Origin of the sequence: Xanthomonas sp. LMC-A-07, assembly GCF_030208825.1 — a bacterium.
GTDB lineage: Bacteria > Pseudomonadota > Gammaproteobacteria > Xanthomonadales > Xanthomonadaceae > Xanthomonas > Xanthomonas campestris.
In genome coordinates, this window is record NZ_JARVTF010000008.1 from 125,955 (window position 1) to 144,590 (window position 18,636).

The window sequence follows — 18,636 nt, forward strand, 5'->3', positions numbered from 1 at the left end:
GGCGTTCGTCCTGTGTGCTGAGAAGCCAGCACCAAGGATGCTGGCGCTGCGAGGGGTCGCAGTGCGGACGAAGCGGCGGCGCTCAATGGCGCAGGCCCGTGCAGGCACGGAGCAGCGCATCTAACGAAGCTTCCCTACGCCGGTATGAGCCGGATCAGGTTCGAAGGGACTATCTCAACCGCAGCAGTGCTGTGGTACCCCCACTTCGGCGGCGATTAAACCACATCGCCGCGCGGGCGACATGTGTCTGCGGCGATCATCACGCGCGGCCCTGCTGCTGGATGACACCGGCAACTATCACCACGTCGCCACCGTCACCGTCACCGTCACCTTCAATGCCATGCAGGTCCTGCCAGTGCCGTGGAACACCACCGCGGGCGTGGACGTCAACAACCTGTTCGATCGCGACTCGCCGGCGGTGCTCAGCGCCGTTACCAACTCGCTCGACTCAGCGTCCGTCTTCCCGGCCGTTAACGCTGCCCGCACTACACCCAGCGCTTCTGATCGGACGGGGCGCATGACGCAGCTGGAACGCTGCGTGTCTCTCGCAAAGCCGCCGCGTTCATGCCACGGCCGACGAGCGACGCACATCCTGCAATGCAACACGCAATCGTCGGCATCCACCGGCATTTGCACGGCACGCCACAGCGCTAGCCTGCCCGCATTACAACAAGAAACCAGCTCTCTCTCCCTGCCGCCGATCTTCGGTGGCTTTTTTTTGTATCCCCCACTTGTCACCACCCGACTCGCTTAGCTATCGTTCAGCAAACAGGGGATGGATGACGCAAATGCAGGGAACGCAGAAGTGTGCCTGGGCGGCAGCAATGCTGTTGATGTGGTTCGGCGGTCAGGCGTGCGCCCAGCCCGCGCCGCCGGCGGAGGCCTTCGTCGAATCCGGCCCGATTTCCTCGCCATCGATGTCGCCGGATGGAAAACATCTGGCGGTGAGCGCCGATCTCGGCGAAGGCAGCTACGCCTTGGTGGTCTACCGGATTGCGGACATGCAATCCACCACCATGCTGCGCCTGCCGCGTTACGAGCTGCCGGTGCGGATTGCCTGGGTCAGTGACAGGCGGCTGGTCATCGGCAAGGGCCGCAAGCTCGGCTCGCTGGAAGAACCGCTGCCGATGGGCGAAATCATTGCCACCGATCTGGATGGCAGCAACCAGCGCTATGTCTACGGCTACCTGCAGAGCACCCGCAATGCCGGCCTGGAGCGCGGCTTCGGCTATATTGAAGGGTTGCCGGCCCATCCCAACGGCCACTTCTACATGCGTCGCCTGTCGCTGGATTCGCGCCACTCGATGCTCTACGACGTCGACACCACGACCACCACGCATCGGCTGATGGCCGACATCGACGTGCCCGACCTGCGCTTCGTGCTCGACAACGCCGGTGTCGCGCAGTACGCCTACGGCACCGATGACAACGACAATTCACTGTTGTATCGCCGTAACGGCAACGGTTGGGCAGCCCTGCAACAGGTGCAAGCAAACTGGCGCCCATTCGCATTTGCCAGCCAGCCGGGCCGCGTGTACGGCTGGTACAACGACGCCGGTGGGCCTGCAGCGCTGGTGTCCAGCACGCTCGATGGCCAGCAACGCAGCGTGCTTGCAGCGGACCCGTTCTACACCGTGGACGACTTGCAGTGGGGGCCAATGCCGCAACCGCCGTTTGCGGCCAGGCTCGGGCCGGGAAAGCCGAAACTGCAGTACCTCGACGACAGCGCCGAAGCGCGACTGCACCGCAGCCTGAGTGAAACGCTGGCCGGCCAGTACGTGGATTTCATCAATTTCACCGAAGACGGCAACGGTCTCTTGCTGCACGCCTACAGCGATCGCAACGCCGGAGACTGGTACATCTTCAACCGCACGAGCAATACCCTCAAATTGGTCGTCAAGGCGCGCAACGCGTTGCAGCCGGCGCAGATGAGCGAACGGCGCATGGTGACCTTCCAGGCACGCGATGGATTGACCCTGGACGGTGTGCTGACCGTGCCGAACACTGCCGCCAAGGGCACGCCGTTGCCGATGATCCTGCTGCCGCACGGCGGCCCGCATGCCGACGGCGATGGCTGGGCGTTCGATACCGACGCGCAGTTCCTGGCCAGCCGCGGCTATCTGGTGTTGCAGGTCAACTACCGTGGCGGCCACGGCCGCGGCCACAACTTCGAGCGCGCCGGCTACCGGCAGTGGGGCGAACGCATCCAGGACGATCTGGTCGACGGCGTGCGCTGGGCGGTTGCGCAAGGGCTGGCCGATCAGTCACGCATCTGCAGCTATGGCGCCAGCTTTGGTGCGTATGCAGCGATGATGGTGCAGGTCAAGGCTCCAGAGTTGTTCCGCTGCGCAGTTGGCCTGGCCGGCATCTACGATTTGCAGATGATGTACAGCAAGGGCGACATCAACCGCAGCGACTACGGCATGAATTATCTGGAACGCGCCATCGGCCGTGACGCCGCCGATCTTGCGGCGCATTCGCCGGTGAGCCTGGCCGACCGGATCAAGGTCCCGGTGTTGCTGGTACACGGCGAAGAAGACGAGCGTGCGCCATTCGCGCAGGCCAAGAGCTTGCGTGCGGCATTGACGCGCAGTGGCAATGCACCGCAGTGGATGGCCGTCCCAAAAGAAGGGCACGGTTTCTACAAGGACGCCAATCAGATTGCGTTCTATCGCACGCTGGAACGTTTCCTTGCCGAGCAGTTGGGCAACCCCGTGCCTGCATCGCCCGCCCGCACGGCCTCTACCGCGCCGCAGTAAGCGCGGTGGCGGTTACTCCAGCGTATAGCCCACCCGCAGGCCGCCCCAGTGCTTGCGGCCGACGAAGATCGGCGCGGACAGATCGAACATGATCTGCCCGGTGTCGCGGCGATAGACCTGCAGGCGGTACGGGTCGGTATGCGCGCCGACGCTGCGGCCGACACGGTCGGTGAACTTGCGCTTGGTGCGGTTGCCGACCAGGTCACGCTTGGCATCGCCGGTTAGCGGCTGGGTGAAGCGCAGGTTGTGGGTGGGCACATAGCCGTCGGGATTGGCGCAGATCGCAAAGACGATCCACGCGTGCGCATCCAGTAACGGTTCCTGCAAGGCAGGCAGAATCTGATCACAGACGCCATCGAACGCCGTGCTGAACTTGGCCGGCTCCACACCCGGAATCGGCGTGTAGGTACGCGCAAATAACGCTGCTTCGTCGATCTGACCGCGCGCAATGGCCTGCGCCAACGCGGTGCCGATGCGCCCGGCGGTGGCCACCGCCAGTTCCTTGACCCGCGCATGCCGTGGCACCTGCAACGGATCGGCCGGCAGCCGGAATAGGCCCACGCAGTCGCGCAGCGTTTCGGTGCCGCGCTCCAGCGCTTCGCTGCGTTCGGCCACATGCGCGGCGTGCTGCAGATTGCTGCGCCCCAGCGCCACCACGCCATCCACCGCACGCTCGATCCCGCGGATTTCGCCATCCTGCGCCTGGATGCGCCCGGCTACCGTGGTCATTGCGCTACTGGCCTGCCCAAGCACGCGGGTGATGCCATCGAGCACCGCCTCGGTGCCACGCGCGGAGGCCGCGCCCTCGCCCACCGCAGCGCTGGTTTCGGCCAGGATCGCGCGCACATCGCGCGCCGCTGCAGCGGCACGTTCGGCCAGACGGCGGATCTCGGTGGCGACCACCGCAAAGCCGCGCCCGGCATCGCCGGCGTGCGCCGCTTCGATGCTGGCGTTGATCGACAGGATATTGGTCTGGAACGCCACCGAGTCGATGACCTCGATGACCTCGCCGGCACGTGCGGCGCGACGCTCCACCTCGTGCATGGCCTGGCCCAGCGCGTGTGCCGCGGCCACGCCCTGGCGCGCGCTGTCATCGGCGCTGGCGGCCAGCGCGATCACCTGGGCCAGTTCGGCATTGACGTCCTGCAGACTCGACGACAGACGCTCCACGGCCGTGCGGGCGCCGTCCAGCGCCTCGGTCTGCGCCTGCGATTGGCGCACCATCTCGTCGTTTTCGGCCACCAACGGCGGCACTTCAGCGGCGATCTGCACCGACAGCGCGACCGCCTGGCGGATCGCTTCGGCCAGATTGCCGAAGCCGGCCTGCAGCCGGCGGCCCATGTCAGTGTCTGCCAGGCCCGGCGGGAGCAGCAGTTCCAGCTCGCAGCCGGCCAGCGCCTGCGCAGTGCGCTCCAGCACCGTGCGGTCTTCGTGCTCGGCCTGCAGGCGTGCCACCAGCGGCTGCAGCAGCGGCGAGATCGGCACCGGGCGGCTACCGTCGGCCAGCCGCGTGGCTTCGCGCAACAAGATTGCGGTTTCGACGTGCGGCAACGACAGCATCCAGCCGCCATGCTCGCGGTCGCGGATGTAACGCACGCGCCGGGCCGGGTCGTCGCCCGGTGCCGCCCACACCCCTTCGTCGCCAACCAGGTCGGAGGCGCTCAATCCCCACAGCACCGATGCCGGCAAGCCTTCCAGTTCGTTGGCGGTCTTGCCCAGCACGTCCAGGCCGGCGCGATTGCAGGCCACCACACATGCCTCGGCCGACAGCCGCAGCAAGGCGACCGGCGCGTCGGGGAGCAGGGCCGCACGCGTGTGTGACGGCAGGTCAGGCGAGTGCATCGAGCTCATGGGGATTCCTAGTCCATCGGTATGGTTAGCGGCGCGCGTAAGGCAGAGTTGAGGCGCACTCATCCGTGGCGGTTGGCTCAGTAACCGGCGGCCTGCCCGTCCTTGCGGCTTTCCGACGCGCCGTAATACACGCCATTGCCCGGGTCGCGGGCGATCGCCTGATAGCCGCCATACGGGCCGTCCGCAAAGATCACCCGATGGCCTTTGCGCATCAGTGCGCGAATGGTGTCGTAGGAGAACCCGGTCTCCAGATTGACTTCGCCGCCATCGCTCATCGCCGTGGCCTGGCCGGTGGGCTCGGTGGAGCCTTCATGCTGGATGCGCGGTGCATCGCCGGCTTCCTGCAGATTCATATGGAAGTCCACCAGGTTCATGACGATCTGCACATGGCCCTGCGGCTGCATCGCCCCGCCCATCACCCCAAAGCTCAGCCACGGCTTACCGTCTTTGGTGACGAACGCCGGGATGATGGTCTGGAACGGGCGCTTGCCCGGAGCGTAGCCGTTGGGGTGGCCCTTCTTCAGCACGAACATCTCGCCGCGATCCTGCAGGATGAAGCCCAGTCCCGGCGGCGCCATGCCGCTGCCCATGCCACGGTAGTTGGACTGGATCAGCGAAACCATCATTCCGTCGGCATCGGCCACGGTCATGTAGATGGTATCGCCCTCCTCCAGCTGCTTGGGCGTGCCCGGCTGCGCTTCCTTCAAGGCCTTGTCCATCGAGATCAGCGCGCGGCGCTGCGCGGCATAGTCTTTGGAAATCAGCTTGGCCAGCGGCGCCGGCTGAAAGGCCGGATCGGCATAGAAGCGTGCGCGGTCGGCAAAGGCCAGCTTCTTGGCCTCGGTGAACAGGTGCACATGCTCGGTCGAGCCAAAGCCGATCTTGGAGAAGTCGTAGCCTTCCAGGATATTGAGCATCTGCAACGCGGCGATGCCCTGGCTGTTGGGCGGCAGTTCCCAGACGTCATAGCCGCGGTAATTGGTGCTGACCGGCTCGACCCATTCGCCCTGGTGGCTGGCCAGATCCTCATAGCTCAGAAAGCCGCCATTGGCCTTGAAGTAGGCACCGATGGTGCGCGCGATCTCGCCCTTATAGAACGCGTCGCGCCCGCCATCGGCGATCTGCTGCAAGGTATTGGCCAGGTTCGGGTTCTTCCACAGTTCGCCCTTGCGCGGGGCATGCCCGTCGATGGTGAACTGCTCCTTGAAGCCGGGGTACTGCGACAACCGCGGCACGGAGCGGTCCCAGTAATAGGCGATCGTTTCGGCAACCGGGTGCCCCTCACGCGCGTAGCGGATCGCCGGCGCCAGGTCCTGCGCCATCGGCTTGTGACCGAAACGCCCGTGCAACGCGAACCAGCCGTCCACCGCGCCCGGCACCGACACCGGCAGCGGCCCGGTCGGCGGAATGTCCTTCAACCCCCGGCGCTGAAACTCGGCCAAGGTGAGCGACTTCGGCGAGCGGCCCGATCCGTTGTAGCCGTAGAGCTTGTTGGTCTTGGGGTCCCACACGATCGCGAACAGATCCCCGCCCACCCCGTTGCCGGTCGGCTCCATCAGGCCCAGTGCGGCATTGGCAGCGATCGCCGCATCCACCGCCGAGCCGCCGTCCTTCATCACATCCAATGCGATCTGCGTTGCAAGCGGCTGCGAGGTCGCCGCCATAGCATGCGGGGCGATCACTTCCGAGCGGGTGGCAAAGCCCTGCCCGGTAATCCGGTCGGCGGCGCCGACGGACAAGGACGTCGTAAGCAATGCACCCAGCAGTGCGAGCGATGAAGCGCGTTGAAAAGCCATAAACAGCCATCTCCCGAGTTTCCCCAAGCTTAGCCGATCAGGCTTTGCAGCTTGCAGCTTGCAGCTTCGCCTGAGCATGCCGTGATTGCCGCTGGTCTTACCCTAACGAGTGCGCGAATCGCGATGCGTGCGTGACGACAAGTTAAAAATCCAATCGCGAAACACTCCGGCAAGCGCGGCTCACGCTCCAGGCGACCTGCCGCACGCGCACCCACCAGAATTAGGGCACCGCATTCAACCAGCAAGCCACCGGTTGCCCCGTGTGATGAGCCACGCTCAATGTGCCTGTCCACTGCGCAGCGCCCGAAGCGCATCTACCTGGTGATCGAAAAAAACGATGTCCTCATCGATCAGTCGATTCCAGTCAATCTGCCCGCCAAGCGTCTCCTCGAGTGCGCGCACGGGATCTCTGCCGAAGCCCTGCTCCTCCAACGCCCGATAGCGCGCTTGAAACGTAGCATCCTCCGCGTGAGTCAACGACAATAATTTGACTGCGACCAACCCCGCATACAGATAGTTGGTGAGATACATTGGATCCTGATAAAACAAACGCTTTGTGGCCCACGTCATACCCAACTCGGCATCGGACGATGAGCTACGCTCGTAATGTGACAGGACTTGATCGGTCACTGCATTCAAATCGTCAGCGCTGTTTAGCGAACCACTTGCAACACCATCGTAAATGGCCAGCTCAAGCTGCGCTTCTTCTGCCGAAGTAAACAGCTGCAGTGCCAGATCATCGATCAACGAGCGAAGATAATAGTCGCGCGCTTGCGGGGTTCTGGCCTCCTGGGCCAGTTGCTGTCTGAAAAGCAGTTCGTCCAGGATGGCAAAGGATTCCATCATCCAGGAAGGGCCGTTGCGCGTCAGCGGCGAAGTGCCCGCTTCATTCATCAGCTCGCCGTGGACTGCATGGGCGGCTTCATGAATCACCTCCACATCGCTTTCAAGATCGTCACGACGGTATCCTACGAACAGGACCGACGGCGCTCCCGGCGCCGTGATCGAGAACGCGTCCATGGCCCGTGCACGTCGTTGTTGAGAGATATCCATACGACCGTTGTCTGAGTCGAGTAGACGCAACAATTGACCCGCGTGATTGTCGCCGAGCGGAGCAACGGCGCGCACCCCAACCTGAGCTAGCTCGTGAAGAGTGAGGTGATGCGTGAAACGATTTGGCGGTGCGACCCTGTCCCAGGGCACACTGCCCTGCAAGACCGAATACGCTTGCCAGGACGAGGCATGACGCGCCATGGCGTGCAGGGAAGCCTCAACCGCCTCCCTGTCGAGACCCATCGCTGCGTACCGCGATGCCGGCGCATCGGCATATCCCTTTGCATGTGCAATGGCCTGTTCGTTCTGAACGATGCCGAGCAGAATTTCCGCGAAAGGCTGGCTCCGCGCACGGATGCCTTTCCAGTAGGCGAACCAGGCCTGCCGTCTGACCGCGGGCTCTGGATCGCGCATCAGCGTGATGTAATCGAAATACGCGTCCAGATGCCGCCGGCCCGCGGCAATCCGTTCAAACGGTGGTGTTTGAAGTATCAGGCCATGCAACCGGGAAAGACGGTCGATATTATCGGACGCGGTGTCCGCAAGCGCTTTGGCATCTTCCTTGACTGCATGCGCGCGTGCGCGCTCAGCGCGTTCACGCAACGATAAGTAGCGCCTGGTCCACGGCTCACTGTCGGGCGTCGCAAGCAAAACGCTCCTGGCATCATTCGACGCCGCCTCGCAGATCTCGTCCACTCGATCAAGCGATTCGCTGGCAGCCGCATCGCCGGTATTCTGCGAGCTCAGCAACTGGAAATAGCCGTGATGCTTCAAACATCGCCCAAACAGTTCCTCAAACACGGAGAACCTTTCGAAGGAACCACCATTCTGATGTTGCCTGGCATCCTCTAATGAACGCGACAACGCAGCGCGTTCAATCTGCTCGTCCGCCACAGACGGGAAGAAGGCCGTCGCGTTGGCAGCCATGTCCTGCTGTTGCAGAGGACTGATTGCAACAGCTGCACAGACATCGGTGAACGAAAGGACAGCAGCAAGCAACATGCTGCAAGACCATAAGCACTGAACATTGCGCACGATTGGCTGGACCGGGCCGTGTATCCGATTTGACTATAACCCAGCGTTCAAGATCCCCCACCCACAACGCACAGACGGGAGCCGACTGCCCGACGCTTTGCAAATCAGGCTGACCGAGATACGGGTCGCAAACCAGTACAGTAGCCCCCCGGCCCGAGCCGGTAGTGCAGGCAGCCGGTGCCGCACCTGGATCCGGCCAGTCGCTCCGCTCCAGGCCATTCGGATTGTGAATGCGCAGGCAGGCGAGGCAGGCGCCTTCATGCCCGCCCCAGGAAGTTTCAAACGCAAGAGTTGACATGCCGATAGGGCGATGTTTATCTCTCCACCATGCCGCAACACACCGCCACCACGAACGCCCTCCTGACCGCGCCCTTCGGCGCGTCGGCAGCTTCGCTTCTCGCGCTCGTACTTATTACCTCGCCAACCGGTGCGGGACGCGGCTTCGTGTAGGCAACAGACACACAAGGCTTCGATCAGACCCCGCACCGGCAACGGCGCGGGGTTTCGCGTTTCAGGGACCACCAAAAGTTTCGAATGACATGAACAACGCCATCTCCACCACCGCAGAGTGCTTCAGCAACGCCGCAACACGCGGCGAGGTGCATCCCTGCATGGACGACGCCGTTGTGATTCCCCACTTTCGGCCAGTACGTATCTCCACTGCCGGCTGATTCCTTTCCCACTGCCCACACCGCAAGGATTTTCAATGAGCAACGACACCCAACCGACCATCGCGATCATCGGCTACGGCAGCCAGGGCCGCGCGCATGCGCTGAACCTGCGCGATTCCGGCTTCGACGTCACCGTTGGCCTGCGCCCCGGTGGCCCCACCGAAGCCAAGGCCCAGGCCGATGGCTTCACCGTCGTTGCGCCGGCCGAAGCGGTAAAGACCGCTGATCTGGTCGCGGTGCTGACCCCGGACATGGTGCAGAAGAAGCTCTATGAAGAGGTCATTGCGCCGAACATGAAGCAAGGCGCCTGCCTGCTGTTTGCGCACGGCCTGAACGTGCATTTCGACATGATCAAGCCGCGTGCAGATCTGGACGTGGTGCTGGTCGCGCCGAAGGGCCCGGGCGCACTGGTGCGTCGCGAATATGAAATTGGCCGCGGCGTGCCGTGCATCTATGCGGTCTACCAGGACACCAGTGGCAAGGCCGAGCAGTTCGCGCTCACCTACGCCGGCGGCCTGGGCGGCGCGCGCGCCAACATCATCAAGACCACCTTCAAGGAAGAGACCGAAACCGATCTGTTCGGTGAGCAGGCGGTGCTGTGCGGTGGTGCGTCCTCGCTGGTGCAGGCGGGCTTCGAAGTGCTGGTGGAAGCTGGTTATCAGCCGGAAATTGCCTATTACGAGGTGCTGCACGAACTGAAGCTGATCGTGGACCTGTTCTACGAAGGTGGCATCACCCGCATGCTGGAATTCGTCTCCGAAACCGCGCAATACGGCGACTACGTCAGCGGCCCCCGCGTCATCGATGCCAGCACCAAGGCACGCATGAAAGATGTGCTGACCGACATCCAGAACGGCACCTTCACCAAGAACTGGGTGGCCGAATACGAAGCCGGCCTGCCGAACTACACCAAGTTCAAGCAGGCCGATCTGGAGCACCCGATCGAAGAAGTGGGCAAGAAATTGCGCGCCAAGATGGTATGGCTCAATGGTGAGCAGCAGGCCGCCGCTACACCTGCCAAGCAACAGGCGGCGTAACGCCGCCGCCTCCCCCACCGTTTAACCGAAAGGTCCGCACAACGCATGAACACCTCCGCACACAGCAAGCCCCGCAATGGCGCGCGCTGGCTGACGCAGGCCCTGGAAGCCGAGGGCGTGGAAACGCTGTTCGGCTATCCGGGCGGCACCATCATGCCGTTCTACGACGCCCTGGTGGATTCCAAGCTCAAGCACATCCTGGTGCGTCATGAACAAGGTGCCGCATTGGCGGCCAACGGGTTCGCCCGTGCCAGTGGCCGTGTCGGCGTGTGCGTGGCCACCTCAGGCCCAGGCGCGTCCAACCTGGTCACCGGCATCGCCGACGCCATGCTCGACTCGGTGCCGATGGTGTGCCTGACCGGCCAGGTCGCCACGCCCTTGCTGGGCACCGATGCGTTCCAGGAACTGGACGTGTTCGGTATGACCATGCCGATCGTCAAGCACAGCTTTCTGGTGCGCAGCGTGGATGAGTTGCCGGAGATGGTGCGCGAGGCGTTTCGAATTGCACGCGAGGGGCGTCCTGGGCCGGTGCTGATCGACCTGCCCAAGGACGTGCAGATTGCCGATGCCTCGCATCTGCCCGACCACGTGCCGGCGCAGGTGCTGCCTCCGCCGGCACCGCAGGACGCCAAGTTGGCCGAAGCGTTGGCGGCGATCGCCAGCGCCGAACGCCCGGTGGTCTACGGCGGTGGCGGCATTGCGCTGGCAGGTGCGGTGGAGGCCTTCCGTCGCTTCGTGGAAGCCACCGGCATCCCGACCGCGCTGACCTTGCGCGGCCTGGGCGCATTACCGCATGCCCACCCGGACTACCTGGGCATGTTGGGCATGCACGGCACGCGCGCGGCGAACATGGCCATCCAGGAATGCGATCTGCTGGTGGTGGTCGGCGCCCGGTTCGATGACCGCGCCACCGGCAAACTGAGCGAATTTGCACCATTTGCGCGCGTCATCCACCTGGATGCCGACGCGTATGAAATTTCCAAGCTGCGCACCGCCGATGTGGCGGTGCCCGGCGATGTAGCCACCAGCCTGAAGGCATTGAGCGCGGCACGTGCCAATTGCCAGGCCTGGCGCACGCGCTGTTTTGCCAACCGTGAAAAGTTCGGCGCGCGCTATGACGCACCGGGCACCGATATCTACGCACCGGCACTGCTGAAGCGCCTGAGCGAAGTGGCTCCGGCCGACACCATCATTGCCTGCGATGTCGGCCAGCATCAGATGTGGGTTGCGCAGCATTGCCGCTTCAACGACCCACGCAACCATCTCACCAGCGGCGCGCTCGGCACCATGGGCTTCGGCCTGCCGGCGGCGATGGGCGCGCAATTCGCCTGCCCGGACCGCACCGTGGTGCTGGTCTCTGGCGACGGCAGCTTCATGATGAATGTGCAGGAGCTGGTGACGATTGCGCGTTGCAAGTTGCCGGTGAAGATCGTGCTGCTGGATAACAGCTCGCTGGGCATGGTGCGGCAGTGGCAGGAGCTGTTCTTCGCCGAGCGCTACAGCGAGATCGACCTCTCCGACAACCCGGATTTCGCCGCGTTGGCGCAGGTATTCGGCATCCCGGCCAAGCGCATCATTGCGCGCGGCGATGTGGACGCCGCGCTGGCCGAGTTGCTGGCGCAGCCCGGCCCGGGCCTGCTGCATGTGGCCATCGATGCACGCGCCAACGTGTGGCCGCTGGTGCCGCCCAACAACGCCAACAGCACCATGCTGGACAGCAATCCCGCACATGCGGCCAAGGAGACCCCTCATGCGTTACCGGCTTGATCTGGTGCTGAAGCCGGCCGAAGGCGCGCTGGTGCGCGTGATCGGCATGACCGAACGGCGTGGCTTCCGCCCGTGCGCCATCCAGGGCGCCGCCGCGCCGGACGATGCCGGCCGCTGGCATCTGCAACTGGACGTGGACAGCACGCGCCCGCCGGAAACGCTGCGCCTGCAGTTGGAAAAAGTGTACGACTGCGAGTCGGTGGCGATCACGGCATTGGACTCGGTGGAGGCGGCCGCATGAGCCTGCAGACCTCGCGGGATGACCAGATGGCTGTTCGGAGGTGTCTTCTTCCGGATCGGCCGCGCGCGTGCCGCAATGCCTGATTCCGGCCGCCCGACCACGCAGGAGCCAGACGTAGGCGAGGTCGCCGTCAGCGTCGCCGACGTGCTGGCCGCGCAGGCACGCCTGCGCAAGTACCTCTCGCCTACACCACTGCATTACGCCGAACGCTTCGGCGTGTGGCTGAAGCTGGAAAACCTGCAGCGCACCGGTTCCTACAAAGTACGTGGCGCGTTGAATGCGCTGCTGGCCGGGCTGGAGCGCGGGGATGAGCGCCCGGTGATCTGCGCCTCGGCCGGCAACCATGCCCAGGGCGTGGCGTGGTCAGCGTATCGGTTGGGCGTGCAGGCCATCACGGTGATGCCGCACGGTGCGCCGCAGACCAAGATCGCCGGCGTGGCCCACTGGGGCGCCACGGTGCGCCAGCACGGCAACAGTTACGACGAAGCCTTCGCCTTTGCGCGCGAGCTGGCCGACCAGAACGGCTATCGCTTTCTGTCTGCGTTCGACGACCCGGATGTGATCGCCGGACAAGGCACGGTGGGTATCGAACTGGCCGCACATGCACCGGATGTGGTGATCGTGCCGATCGGCGGCGGCGGCCTGGCCTCCGGCGTGGCGTTGGCGCTGAAGTCACAGGGCGTACGCATCGTCGGCGCGCAGGTGGAAGGCGTGGACTCCATGGCCCGCGCCGTGCGCGGCGACCTACGCGAAATCACCCCGGTCGCCACCCTGGCCGATGGCGTGAAGGTCAAGATTCCCGGCTTCCTGACCCGTCGTCTGTGCTCGAGCCTGCTCGACGACGTGGTGATCGTGCGCGAGGCCGAATTGCGCGAGACGCTGGTGCGTCTGGCGCTGGAAGAGCACGTCATTGCCGAAGGCGCCGGCGCACTCGCGCTGGCCGCCGGTCGCCGTGTTTCCGGCAAACGTAAATGTGCGGTGGTCTCTGGCGGTAATATCGACGCAACTGTCCTGGCCACCCTGTTGTCTGAGGTGCGGCCGCGTCCACCACGCAAGCCGCGCCGTCGCAATACCGAGCGGCTCCGCAACGAACGCAGCACCAAAGCATCACCGCCATCCATTGCCATTCCCCGCCCATCCGCAGTCGCATCAACGCCTGTCACCGCCATCGCAGTAGAGGAGTCTTCCTGGTGAACACGACCGTATCCAACCAGACCCCGCATATCCGAATTTTCGACACCACCCTGCGCGACGGCGAGCAATCCCCCGGCTGCAGCATGACGCCCCAGCAAAAGCTGGTCATGGCGCGCGCGCTGGACGCGCTTGGCGTGGACATCATCGAAACCGGTTTCCCGGCCAGCTCGCATTCCGACCGCGAAGCGGTAGCGATGATGGGCCGCGAATTGCGCCGCCCCACCCTGGCGGTGCTGTCGCGCTGCCTGCAGGCCGATATCGAGATCTCTGCCCGTGCACTGGAAGCGGCCGCCAACCCGCGCCTGCATGTATTCCTGTCCACCAGCCCGCTGCACCGCGAGCACAAGCTGCGCATGAGCCGCGAGCAGGTGCTGGAATCAGTGCACAAGCACGTGACGCTGGCGCGCGGCTACATCGACGACATCGAGTTCTCGGCTGAAGATGCCACGCGCACCGAAGAAGATTTCCTGGCCGAAGTGACACGCGTGGCCATCGCCGCCGGTGCAACCACGATCAACCTGCCGGACACGGTGGGTTTCACCACGCCGGAAGAAATCCGCGGCATGTTCTCGCGGCTGATCGCCAGCGTCGAAGGTGCCGAGAAGGTCATCTTCAGCGCGCACTGCCACAACGACCTGGGCCTGGCGGTTGCCAACTCGCTGGCCGCAATCGAAGGCGGCGCACGCCAGGTGGAATGCACCATCAACGGCATCGGCGAACGCGCCGGCAATTGCGCGCTGGAAGAAATCACCATGGCCCTGAAGGTGCGTGGTGCGTTCTACAACCTGGACACCGCAATCAATACGCCGCGCATCGTCTCCACCTCGCAGCTGTTGCAGCGTTTGGTCGGCATGCCGGTACAGCGCAACAAGGCGGTGGTGGGCGGCAACGCGTTCGCGCATGAGTCGGGCATCCACCAGCACGGCATGCTGCGCCACCGCGGCACCTACGAAATCATGCGCCCGGAAGATGTGGGCTGGGAGTCGTCGCAGATGGTGCTGGGCCGCCACAGCGGCCGCGCTGCAGTGGAACAGCGCCTGCGTGCCCTGGGTTACTTGCTGGAGGAAGATGAGGTCAAGCTGGTGTTCGAGCAGTTCAAGGCATTGTGCGAAAAGCAGCGCGTCGTCACCGACGCCGACCTGCAGGCCTTGATGCAGGACGCCACCGTGCAGGAAGGCTACCGCCTGGCCTCGATGACCATCAGCGATGTCGGCAGCCGCGCCAATGCACTGGTCGAACTCTCCGACCCGGACGGCAACCGCGTCGCGGAAACAGCGCAAGGCAATGGCCCGGTGGACGCGCTATTCGGTGCGCTGGCATCGGCCACAGGGGTAAAGTTGGAATTGGACAGCTACCAGGTCCACAGCGTAGGCATCGGCGCCGATGCCCGCGGCGAAGCCAGCCTGAGCGTGCGCCACGACGGCGTGGAATACGAAGGCACCGGCACCAGCAAGGACATCATCGAGGCCAGCGCCCTGGCCTGGCTGGATGTTGCCAACCGCCTGCTGCGTCAGCGCGAGCGCGGCGTGGTGGCGGGGAAGACGGCGGCGGTAGCGTAACGCGCGGTTTGGGTACGGCGTCGGCGACACGATGACGTCAGCAAAACGGCCAGCGAGTCATACGCTGGCCGTTTTGCGTTTGTGCTTCCGCTAGTTTTGGGTGCTCAAGTATGGTGATGACGCTAGCTCGCAGCGGCGAGTGGATTCTTTGCCACAACAACCAGCATGTTCGCGCACAGCGCCTGCGGGCAACATGTGCTGTGCTTCGGCGCACTGCTCGCAGTGGGAGAGTGCCATCACGGGCCATTTCCTCGCGTTTCGTAGGAGCGCACTTGTGCCCGACGGGATTGATGGGAAAGCTTCATCGCGCACAAGTGCGCTCCTACGAGGCCATGGCTTCGGTACGGTTGTGCACAGTCGATTAGCAGAGGCGCATCGCAGCACGTGGTGCATTTCGCGGTCAGCGTGGCGGAGAAATGTTGCTGATCATCAAGGCGTGCCTGCAGCGCGACGTGCTGACCTGCCACGATTGCTGGAGAGGCGAACGGGCCACTCTGGGCCATCCACGTATGCGGGATGGGACACCTGGACCTAGCATTTTGTAGGAGCGCACTTGTGCGCGATGGGCTTTACCGGAACGCTCCATCGCGCACAAGTGCGCTCCTACGTAGCCATGGCTTCGTCATTGTTGTGCGCAGCCGAGCGGCAAAGGTGCATCTCTGCACGCGGCGCATTTCCTTCTTTGCCTCGAAATAGCGTGAGCAGAAGCTACGCAAGCAGCCCTTCTTTCTTCGCTCTTCTTTCTTCGCTCAGACAGCGCGATAGCCACAGAGCGGCGGTGGGTCTGGCGGCGGGACCATGTGGCGGCATGGATGCCGCCACTGAGCCTCCATGGACGGATTTACGGCGTGTCCCGGGGCCGGACCTACTGCCGCGCACACGGCCAACGTGCAGTGCAACTGCACCATTACGTACACAACTACGCATGCAAGCACTTACGCTTGCACTTGCACTTGCACTTGCACTTGCACTTGCACTTGCACTTGCACTCGTATCGTGAGACGCAGACAAGAAAGCGACCACCGCCCCAACGAACGATGGCCGCCTCTCTAATCAAAAGCCCTCAGCAAAGCCGACAAGGGCGGCTCGCCGTGGACACTGAAGACCAAGCCGGATTGGTCGGCAAGCCGTTACAGCGCAGCCACCACCGCATCACCCATCGCAGCCGTGCCCACCTTGGTGGTGCCTTCCGACCAGATGTCGGCCGTGCGCAGTCCCTGATCGAGCACCTTGCCCACAGCTGCCTCGATCGCATCGGCCGCTGCCGCCTGGGCAAATGTGTAGCGCAACATCATGGCGACCGACAGGATCGTGGCCAACGGGTTGGCAATGCCCTGCCCGGCAATGTCCGGTGCCGAGCCATGGCACGGCTCGTACATGCCCTTGCTGTTGGCATCGAGCGAAGCCGAGGGCAGCATGCCGATGGACCCGGTAAGCATCGAGGCCTGGTCGGAGAGGATGTCGCCGAACATGTTGTCGGTGACGATCACGTCGAACTGCTTGGGCGCGCGCACCAGCTGCATCGCCGCGTTGTCCACGTACATATGCGACAACGCGATATCTGGATAGTCCTTAGCCACTTCTTCGACCACGGCGCGCCACAGCTGACTGGACGCCAGCACATTGGCCTTGTCGACCGAGCACAACTTCTTGCCGCGCAGGCGGGCCATCTCGAAACCGGCCTTGGCGATGCGGCGGATCTCGCTTTCGCTGTAAGGCAACGTGTCGTAGGCCTGGCGCTCGCCATTGTCCAGCATGCGCGTGCCACGCGGCTGGCCGAAGTAAATGCCGCCAGTAAGCTCGCGCAGGATCAGCAGATCCAATCCGGAAACCACCTCGGGCTTGAGCGTGGACGCATCGGCCAGCTGCGGATACAGCAACGCGGGGCGCAGGTTGGCAAACAGGCCGAGTTGCGAACGGATCTTCAGCAGGCCGCGTTCCGGACGCAGTGCCGGATCGATGGTGTCCCACTGCGGGCCACCGACCGCGCCCAACAGCACGGCATCGGCGGCGCGTGCGCGCTCCAGCGTTTCGTCGGCCAGCGGGCTGCCGTATTTGTCGTACGCCGCGCCGCCCAGCTCGTCGTACACCAGGGTGACGCCAAGAGTGTGCTGGGTATCGATACGCGTCAGCACCTTGACCGCCTCGGCCATGATTTCCGGGCCGATGCCGTCGCCGGGAAGAATCAAAATCTGCTTGCTCATGCAATCCTCGTGAGTTGGCGCCGCAGCGCCATGAAAATCAACGTGTCGCCCACAGCACCAGCACATCGGTGCTGAAAGAACCATCGGCGCCAATCTGGAAGTAATCGCGCACGTCATCCACCGCCGTGTCCTGCAGCGCCCGAATGGCTGCGCGCAGCACCTCCGGCGTGCGCATGCGATCGACCCAGCTCAGGTAATCCAGCTGCAGGCGTTGGCAATGATGGCGCTGTACGTGCAGGCCAGCATCGCCAACCACCTGCAGCCACTGCGCCACGCTGTAGTCGCGCACATGGCTGGTGTCGCGCAGTAACTCGATCGCCTGCAGATGCGTATCGAGCAGCGGCAGCCCCGGCGCCACCACGTCGATCAGTGCGGCGATTCCGCCGGGACGCAGCACCCGCCGCACCTCACGCAGTGCCTGGCTCAGGTCGCTCCAGTGGTGCGCCGAATACCGGCTGACCACCACGTCCATGCTGCCGGACTCGAACGGCAGCCGCTCGGCGACGCCCTGCAAGGTACGCACCTGGGTCAGGCCACGCTCGGCGGCGGTGGCCGCCACGACTTCAAGCATGTCGGCGGATAGATCGTAGGCGACCACCTCATCCATCAACGGCGCCAGCTGAAAACTCACATGCCCCGCGCCACATCCCAGGTCGAGCAAGCGTCCGTTGCGATGACCTGCCAGGCCGGCGCGAAGCTCGGCGAATTCGGCGCCCTGTGCATGCACCTCGCTGTGCAGATACGCCTGCGCCTGCGGCCCGAACTGCGCCGCAACGTGCGTGCTCAACGCGTCAATCCCGCTGGATGGCGACGCAGCGCTCACTGCAGCGCGCCAAACAACCACGGCTGTTGCGCGCGATGCCCTTGCTCGAAGCGGCCAATCGCGTCGGCCTCCTGCAAGGTCAAGCCGATATCGTCGAGCCCATTGAGCAGGCAGTGCTTGCGGAATGCATCGATCTCGAACGCGTACTCCACGCCATCGGGACGGCGCACGCGCTGCGCGGCCAGATCGACGGTGAGTTGGTAGCCTTCGTTCCCCAGGCACTGTTCGAACAAGGCATCCACTTCCGCCTCTGCCAACACGATCGGCAGCAGGCCGTTCTTGAAACTGTTGTTGTAGAAGATGTCGGCAAAACTCGGCGCAATCACCGCGCGGAAGCCGTATTCGTCCAGTGCCCACGGCGCATGTTCGCGCGAAGAACCGCAGCCGAAGTTCTCGCGTGCCAGCAGCACGCTGGCGCCCTGATAGCGCGGGAAATTGAGCACGAACTCCGGGTTGAGCGGGCGCGTGCTGTTGTCGCGACCCGGCTCGCCGATGTCCAGATAGCGCCACTCATCGAACAGATTGGGGCCGAAACCGGTGCGCTTGATCGACTTGAGAAATTGCTTCGGAATGATCTGGTCGGTATCGACGTTGGCACGATCCAGCGGCGCGACCAGTCCGGTGTGTTCGGTAAAAGGGGTCATGG

Annotated in this window: 13 protein-coding genes and 1 riboswitch; of the genes, 7 read left to right on the plus strand and 6 right to left on the minus strand. The window is 64.0% G+C overall.

All coding sequences use genetic code 11. The annotated features are described in order from the left end of the window. Positions 1-113: 113 nt before the first annotated feature. Positions 114-212: riboswitch (TPP riboswitch) on the minus strand. Between the two features lie 29 nt (positions 213-241). After that, positions 242-754: a hypothetical protein gene (locus QRM89_RS08045; RefSeq protein ID WP_285447738.1), complete on the plus strand. Its 513-nt coding sequence runs from the start codon at positions 242-244 to the stop codon at positions 752-754. 34 nt (positions 755-788) lie between these two features. Continuing rightward, positions 789-2,759 (plus strand): prolyl oligopeptidase family serine peptidase, encoded by a 1,971-nt coding sequence (locus QRM89_RS08050; RefSeq protein ID WP_285447739.1) that lies wholly within the window; start codon positions 789-791, stop codon positions 2,757-2,759. Between the two features lie 12 nt (positions 2,760-2,771). Here the strand turns inward: QRM89_RS08050 and QRM89_RS08055 are convergent, their stop codons facing one another. The 3 genes from QRM89_RS08055 to QRM89_RS08065 all read right to left on the minus strand — a co-directional run bounded on the left by QRM89_RS08055 (position 2,772) and on the right by QRM89_RS08065 (position 8,461). Beyond that, the gene (locus QRM89_RS08055) at positions 2,772-4,610 is read right to left on the minus strand and encodes a methyl-accepting chemotaxis protein (protein ID WP_285447740.1); all 1,839 of its coding nucleotides are present in this window, start codon (positions 4,608-4,610) and stop codon (positions 2,772-2,774) included. Between the two features lie 77 nt (positions 4,611-4,687). Beyond that, positions 4,688-6,406, minus strand: a complete 1,719-nt coding sequence (ggt, locus tag QRM89_RS08060) for a gamma-glutamyltransferase (RefSeq protein WP_285447741.1) — start codon at positions 6,404-6,406, stop codon at positions 4,688-4,690. A 276-nt stretch (positions 6,407-6,682) separates the two neighbouring features. Then, entirely contained in the window at positions 6,683-8,461 is a 1,779-nt protein-coding gene (locus tag QRM89_RS08065) for a peptidase (RefSeq protein ID WP_225042425.1), read from the minus strand. A 739-nt stretch (positions 8,462-9,200) separates the two neighbouring features. On the opposite strand from QRM89_RS08065, the gene ilvC reads away from it, so the two are divergent. From ilvC to QRM89_RS08090, 5 genes are all read left to right on the plus strand, one after another. Further along, positions 9,201-10,202: a ketol-acid reductoisomerase gene (ilvC, locus tag QRM89_RS08070; protein WP_011038422.1), complete on the plus strand. Its 1,002-nt coding sequence runs from the start codon at positions 9,201-9,203 to the stop codon at positions 10,200-10,202. A 45-nt stretch (positions 10,203-10,247) separates the two neighbouring features. Further along, positions 10,248-11,969 (plus strand): acetolactate synthase 2 catalytic subunit, encoded by a 1,722-nt coding sequence (ilvG, locus tag QRM89_RS08075; RefSeq protein WP_042596939.1) that lies wholly within the window; start codon positions 10,248-10,250, stop codon positions 11,967-11,969. Next, entirely contained in the window at positions 11,953-12,210 is a 258-nt protein-coding gene (locus tag QRM89_RS08080) for an ACT domain-containing protein (protein WP_011038424.1), read from the plus strand. Before ilvG ends, QRM89_RS08080 begins: the two co-directional genes overlap by 17 nt. 75 nt (positions 12,211-12,285) lie before the next feature. Beyond that, positions 12,286-13,404 carry a threonine dehydratase gene (locus QRM89_RS08085; protein ID WP_011038425.1) on the plus strand — a complete coding sequence of 373 codons (1,119 nt, stop codon included), beginning with the start codon at positions 12,286-12,288 and terminating at the stop codon, positions 13,402-13,404. Continuing rightward, a complete protein-coding gene (locus tag QRM89_RS08090) occupies positions 13,401-14,963 on the plus strand; it encodes a 2-isopropylmalate synthase (RefSeq protein WP_103700328.1) in 1,563 nt (520 codons plus the stop codon). The genes QRM89_RS08085 and QRM89_RS08090 overlap by 4 nt, the downstream gene beginning before the upstream one ends. A 1,130-nt stretch (positions 14,964-16,093) precedes the next feature. Here the strand turns inward: QRM89_RS08090 and leuB are convergent. Genes leuB through leuD form a run of 3 tightly spaced genes read right to left on the minus strand, consistent with a single transcriptional unit; the run spans position 16,094 to position 18,634 of the window. Next, positions 16,094-17,167 carry a 3-isopropylmalate dehydrogenase gene (gene leuB, locus QRM89_RS08095; protein WP_285447742.1) on the minus strand — a complete coding sequence of 358 codons (1,074 nt, stop codon included), beginning with the start codon at positions 17,165-17,167 and terminating at the stop codon, positions 16,094-16,096. Positions 17,168-17,204: 37 nt separating this feature from the next. Then, positions 17,205-17,990, minus strand: coding sequence for a methyltransferase domain-containing protein (locus QRM89_RS08100; RefSeq protein ID WP_183111442.1), 786 nt, complete (start codon positions 17,988-17,990; stop codon positions 17,205-17,207). Beyond that, entirely contained in the window at positions 17,987-18,634 is a 648-nt protein-coding gene (gene leuD, locus QRM89_RS08105; protein ID WP_119960219.1) for a 3-isopropylmalate dehydratase small subunit, read from the minus strand. Before leuD ends, QRM89_RS08100 begins: the two co-directional genes overlap by 4 nt. Positions 18,635-18,636: the final 2 nt, after the last annotated feature.

Bases quoted from the DNA above. Each gene is read 5' to 3' on its own strand.
- QRM89_RS08045 (WP_285447738.1), top strand. From the start codon at position 242: ATGTGTCTGCGGCGATCATCACGCGCGGCCCTGCTGCTGGATGACACC.
- QRM89_RS08050 (WP_285447739.1), top strand. From the start codon at position 789: ATGCAGGGAACGCAGAAGTGTGCCTGGGCGGCAGCAATGCTGTTGATG.
- QRM89_RS08055 (WP_285447740.1), bottom strand. From the start codon at position 4,610: ATGAGCTCGATGCACTCGCCTGACCTGCCGTCACACACGCGTGCGGCC.
- ggt (WP_285447741.1), bottom strand. From the start codon at position 6,406: ATGGCTTTTCAACGCGCTTCATCGCTCGCACTGCTGGGTGCATTGCTT.
- QRM89_RS08065 (WP_225042425.1), bottom strand. From the start codon at position 8,461: ATGTTGCTTGCTGCTGTCCTTTCGTTCACCGATGTCTGTGCAGCTGTT.
- ilvC (WP_011038422.1), top strand. From the start codon at position 9,201: ATGAGCAACGACACCCAACCGACCATCGCGATCATCGGCTACGGCAGC.
- ilvG (WP_042596939.1), top strand. From the start codon at position 10,248: ATGAACACCTCCGCACACAGCAAGCCCCGCAATGGCGCGCGCTGGCTG.
- QRM89_RS08080 (WP_011038424.1), top strand. From the start codon at position 11,953: ATGCGTTACCGGCTTGATCTGGTGCTGAAGCCGGCCGAAGGCGCGCTG.
- QRM89_RS08085 (WP_011038425.1), top strand. From the start codon at position 12,286: ATGCCTGATTCCGGCCGCCCGACCACGCAGGAGCCAGACGTAGGCGAG.
- leuB (WP_285447742.1), bottom strand. From the start codon at position 17,167: ATGAGCAAGCAGATTTTGATTCTTCCCGGCGACGGCATCGGCCCGGAA.
- leuD (WP_119960219.1), bottom strand. From the start codon at position 18,634: ATGACCCCTTTTACCGAACACACCGGACTGGTCGCGCCGCTGGATCGT.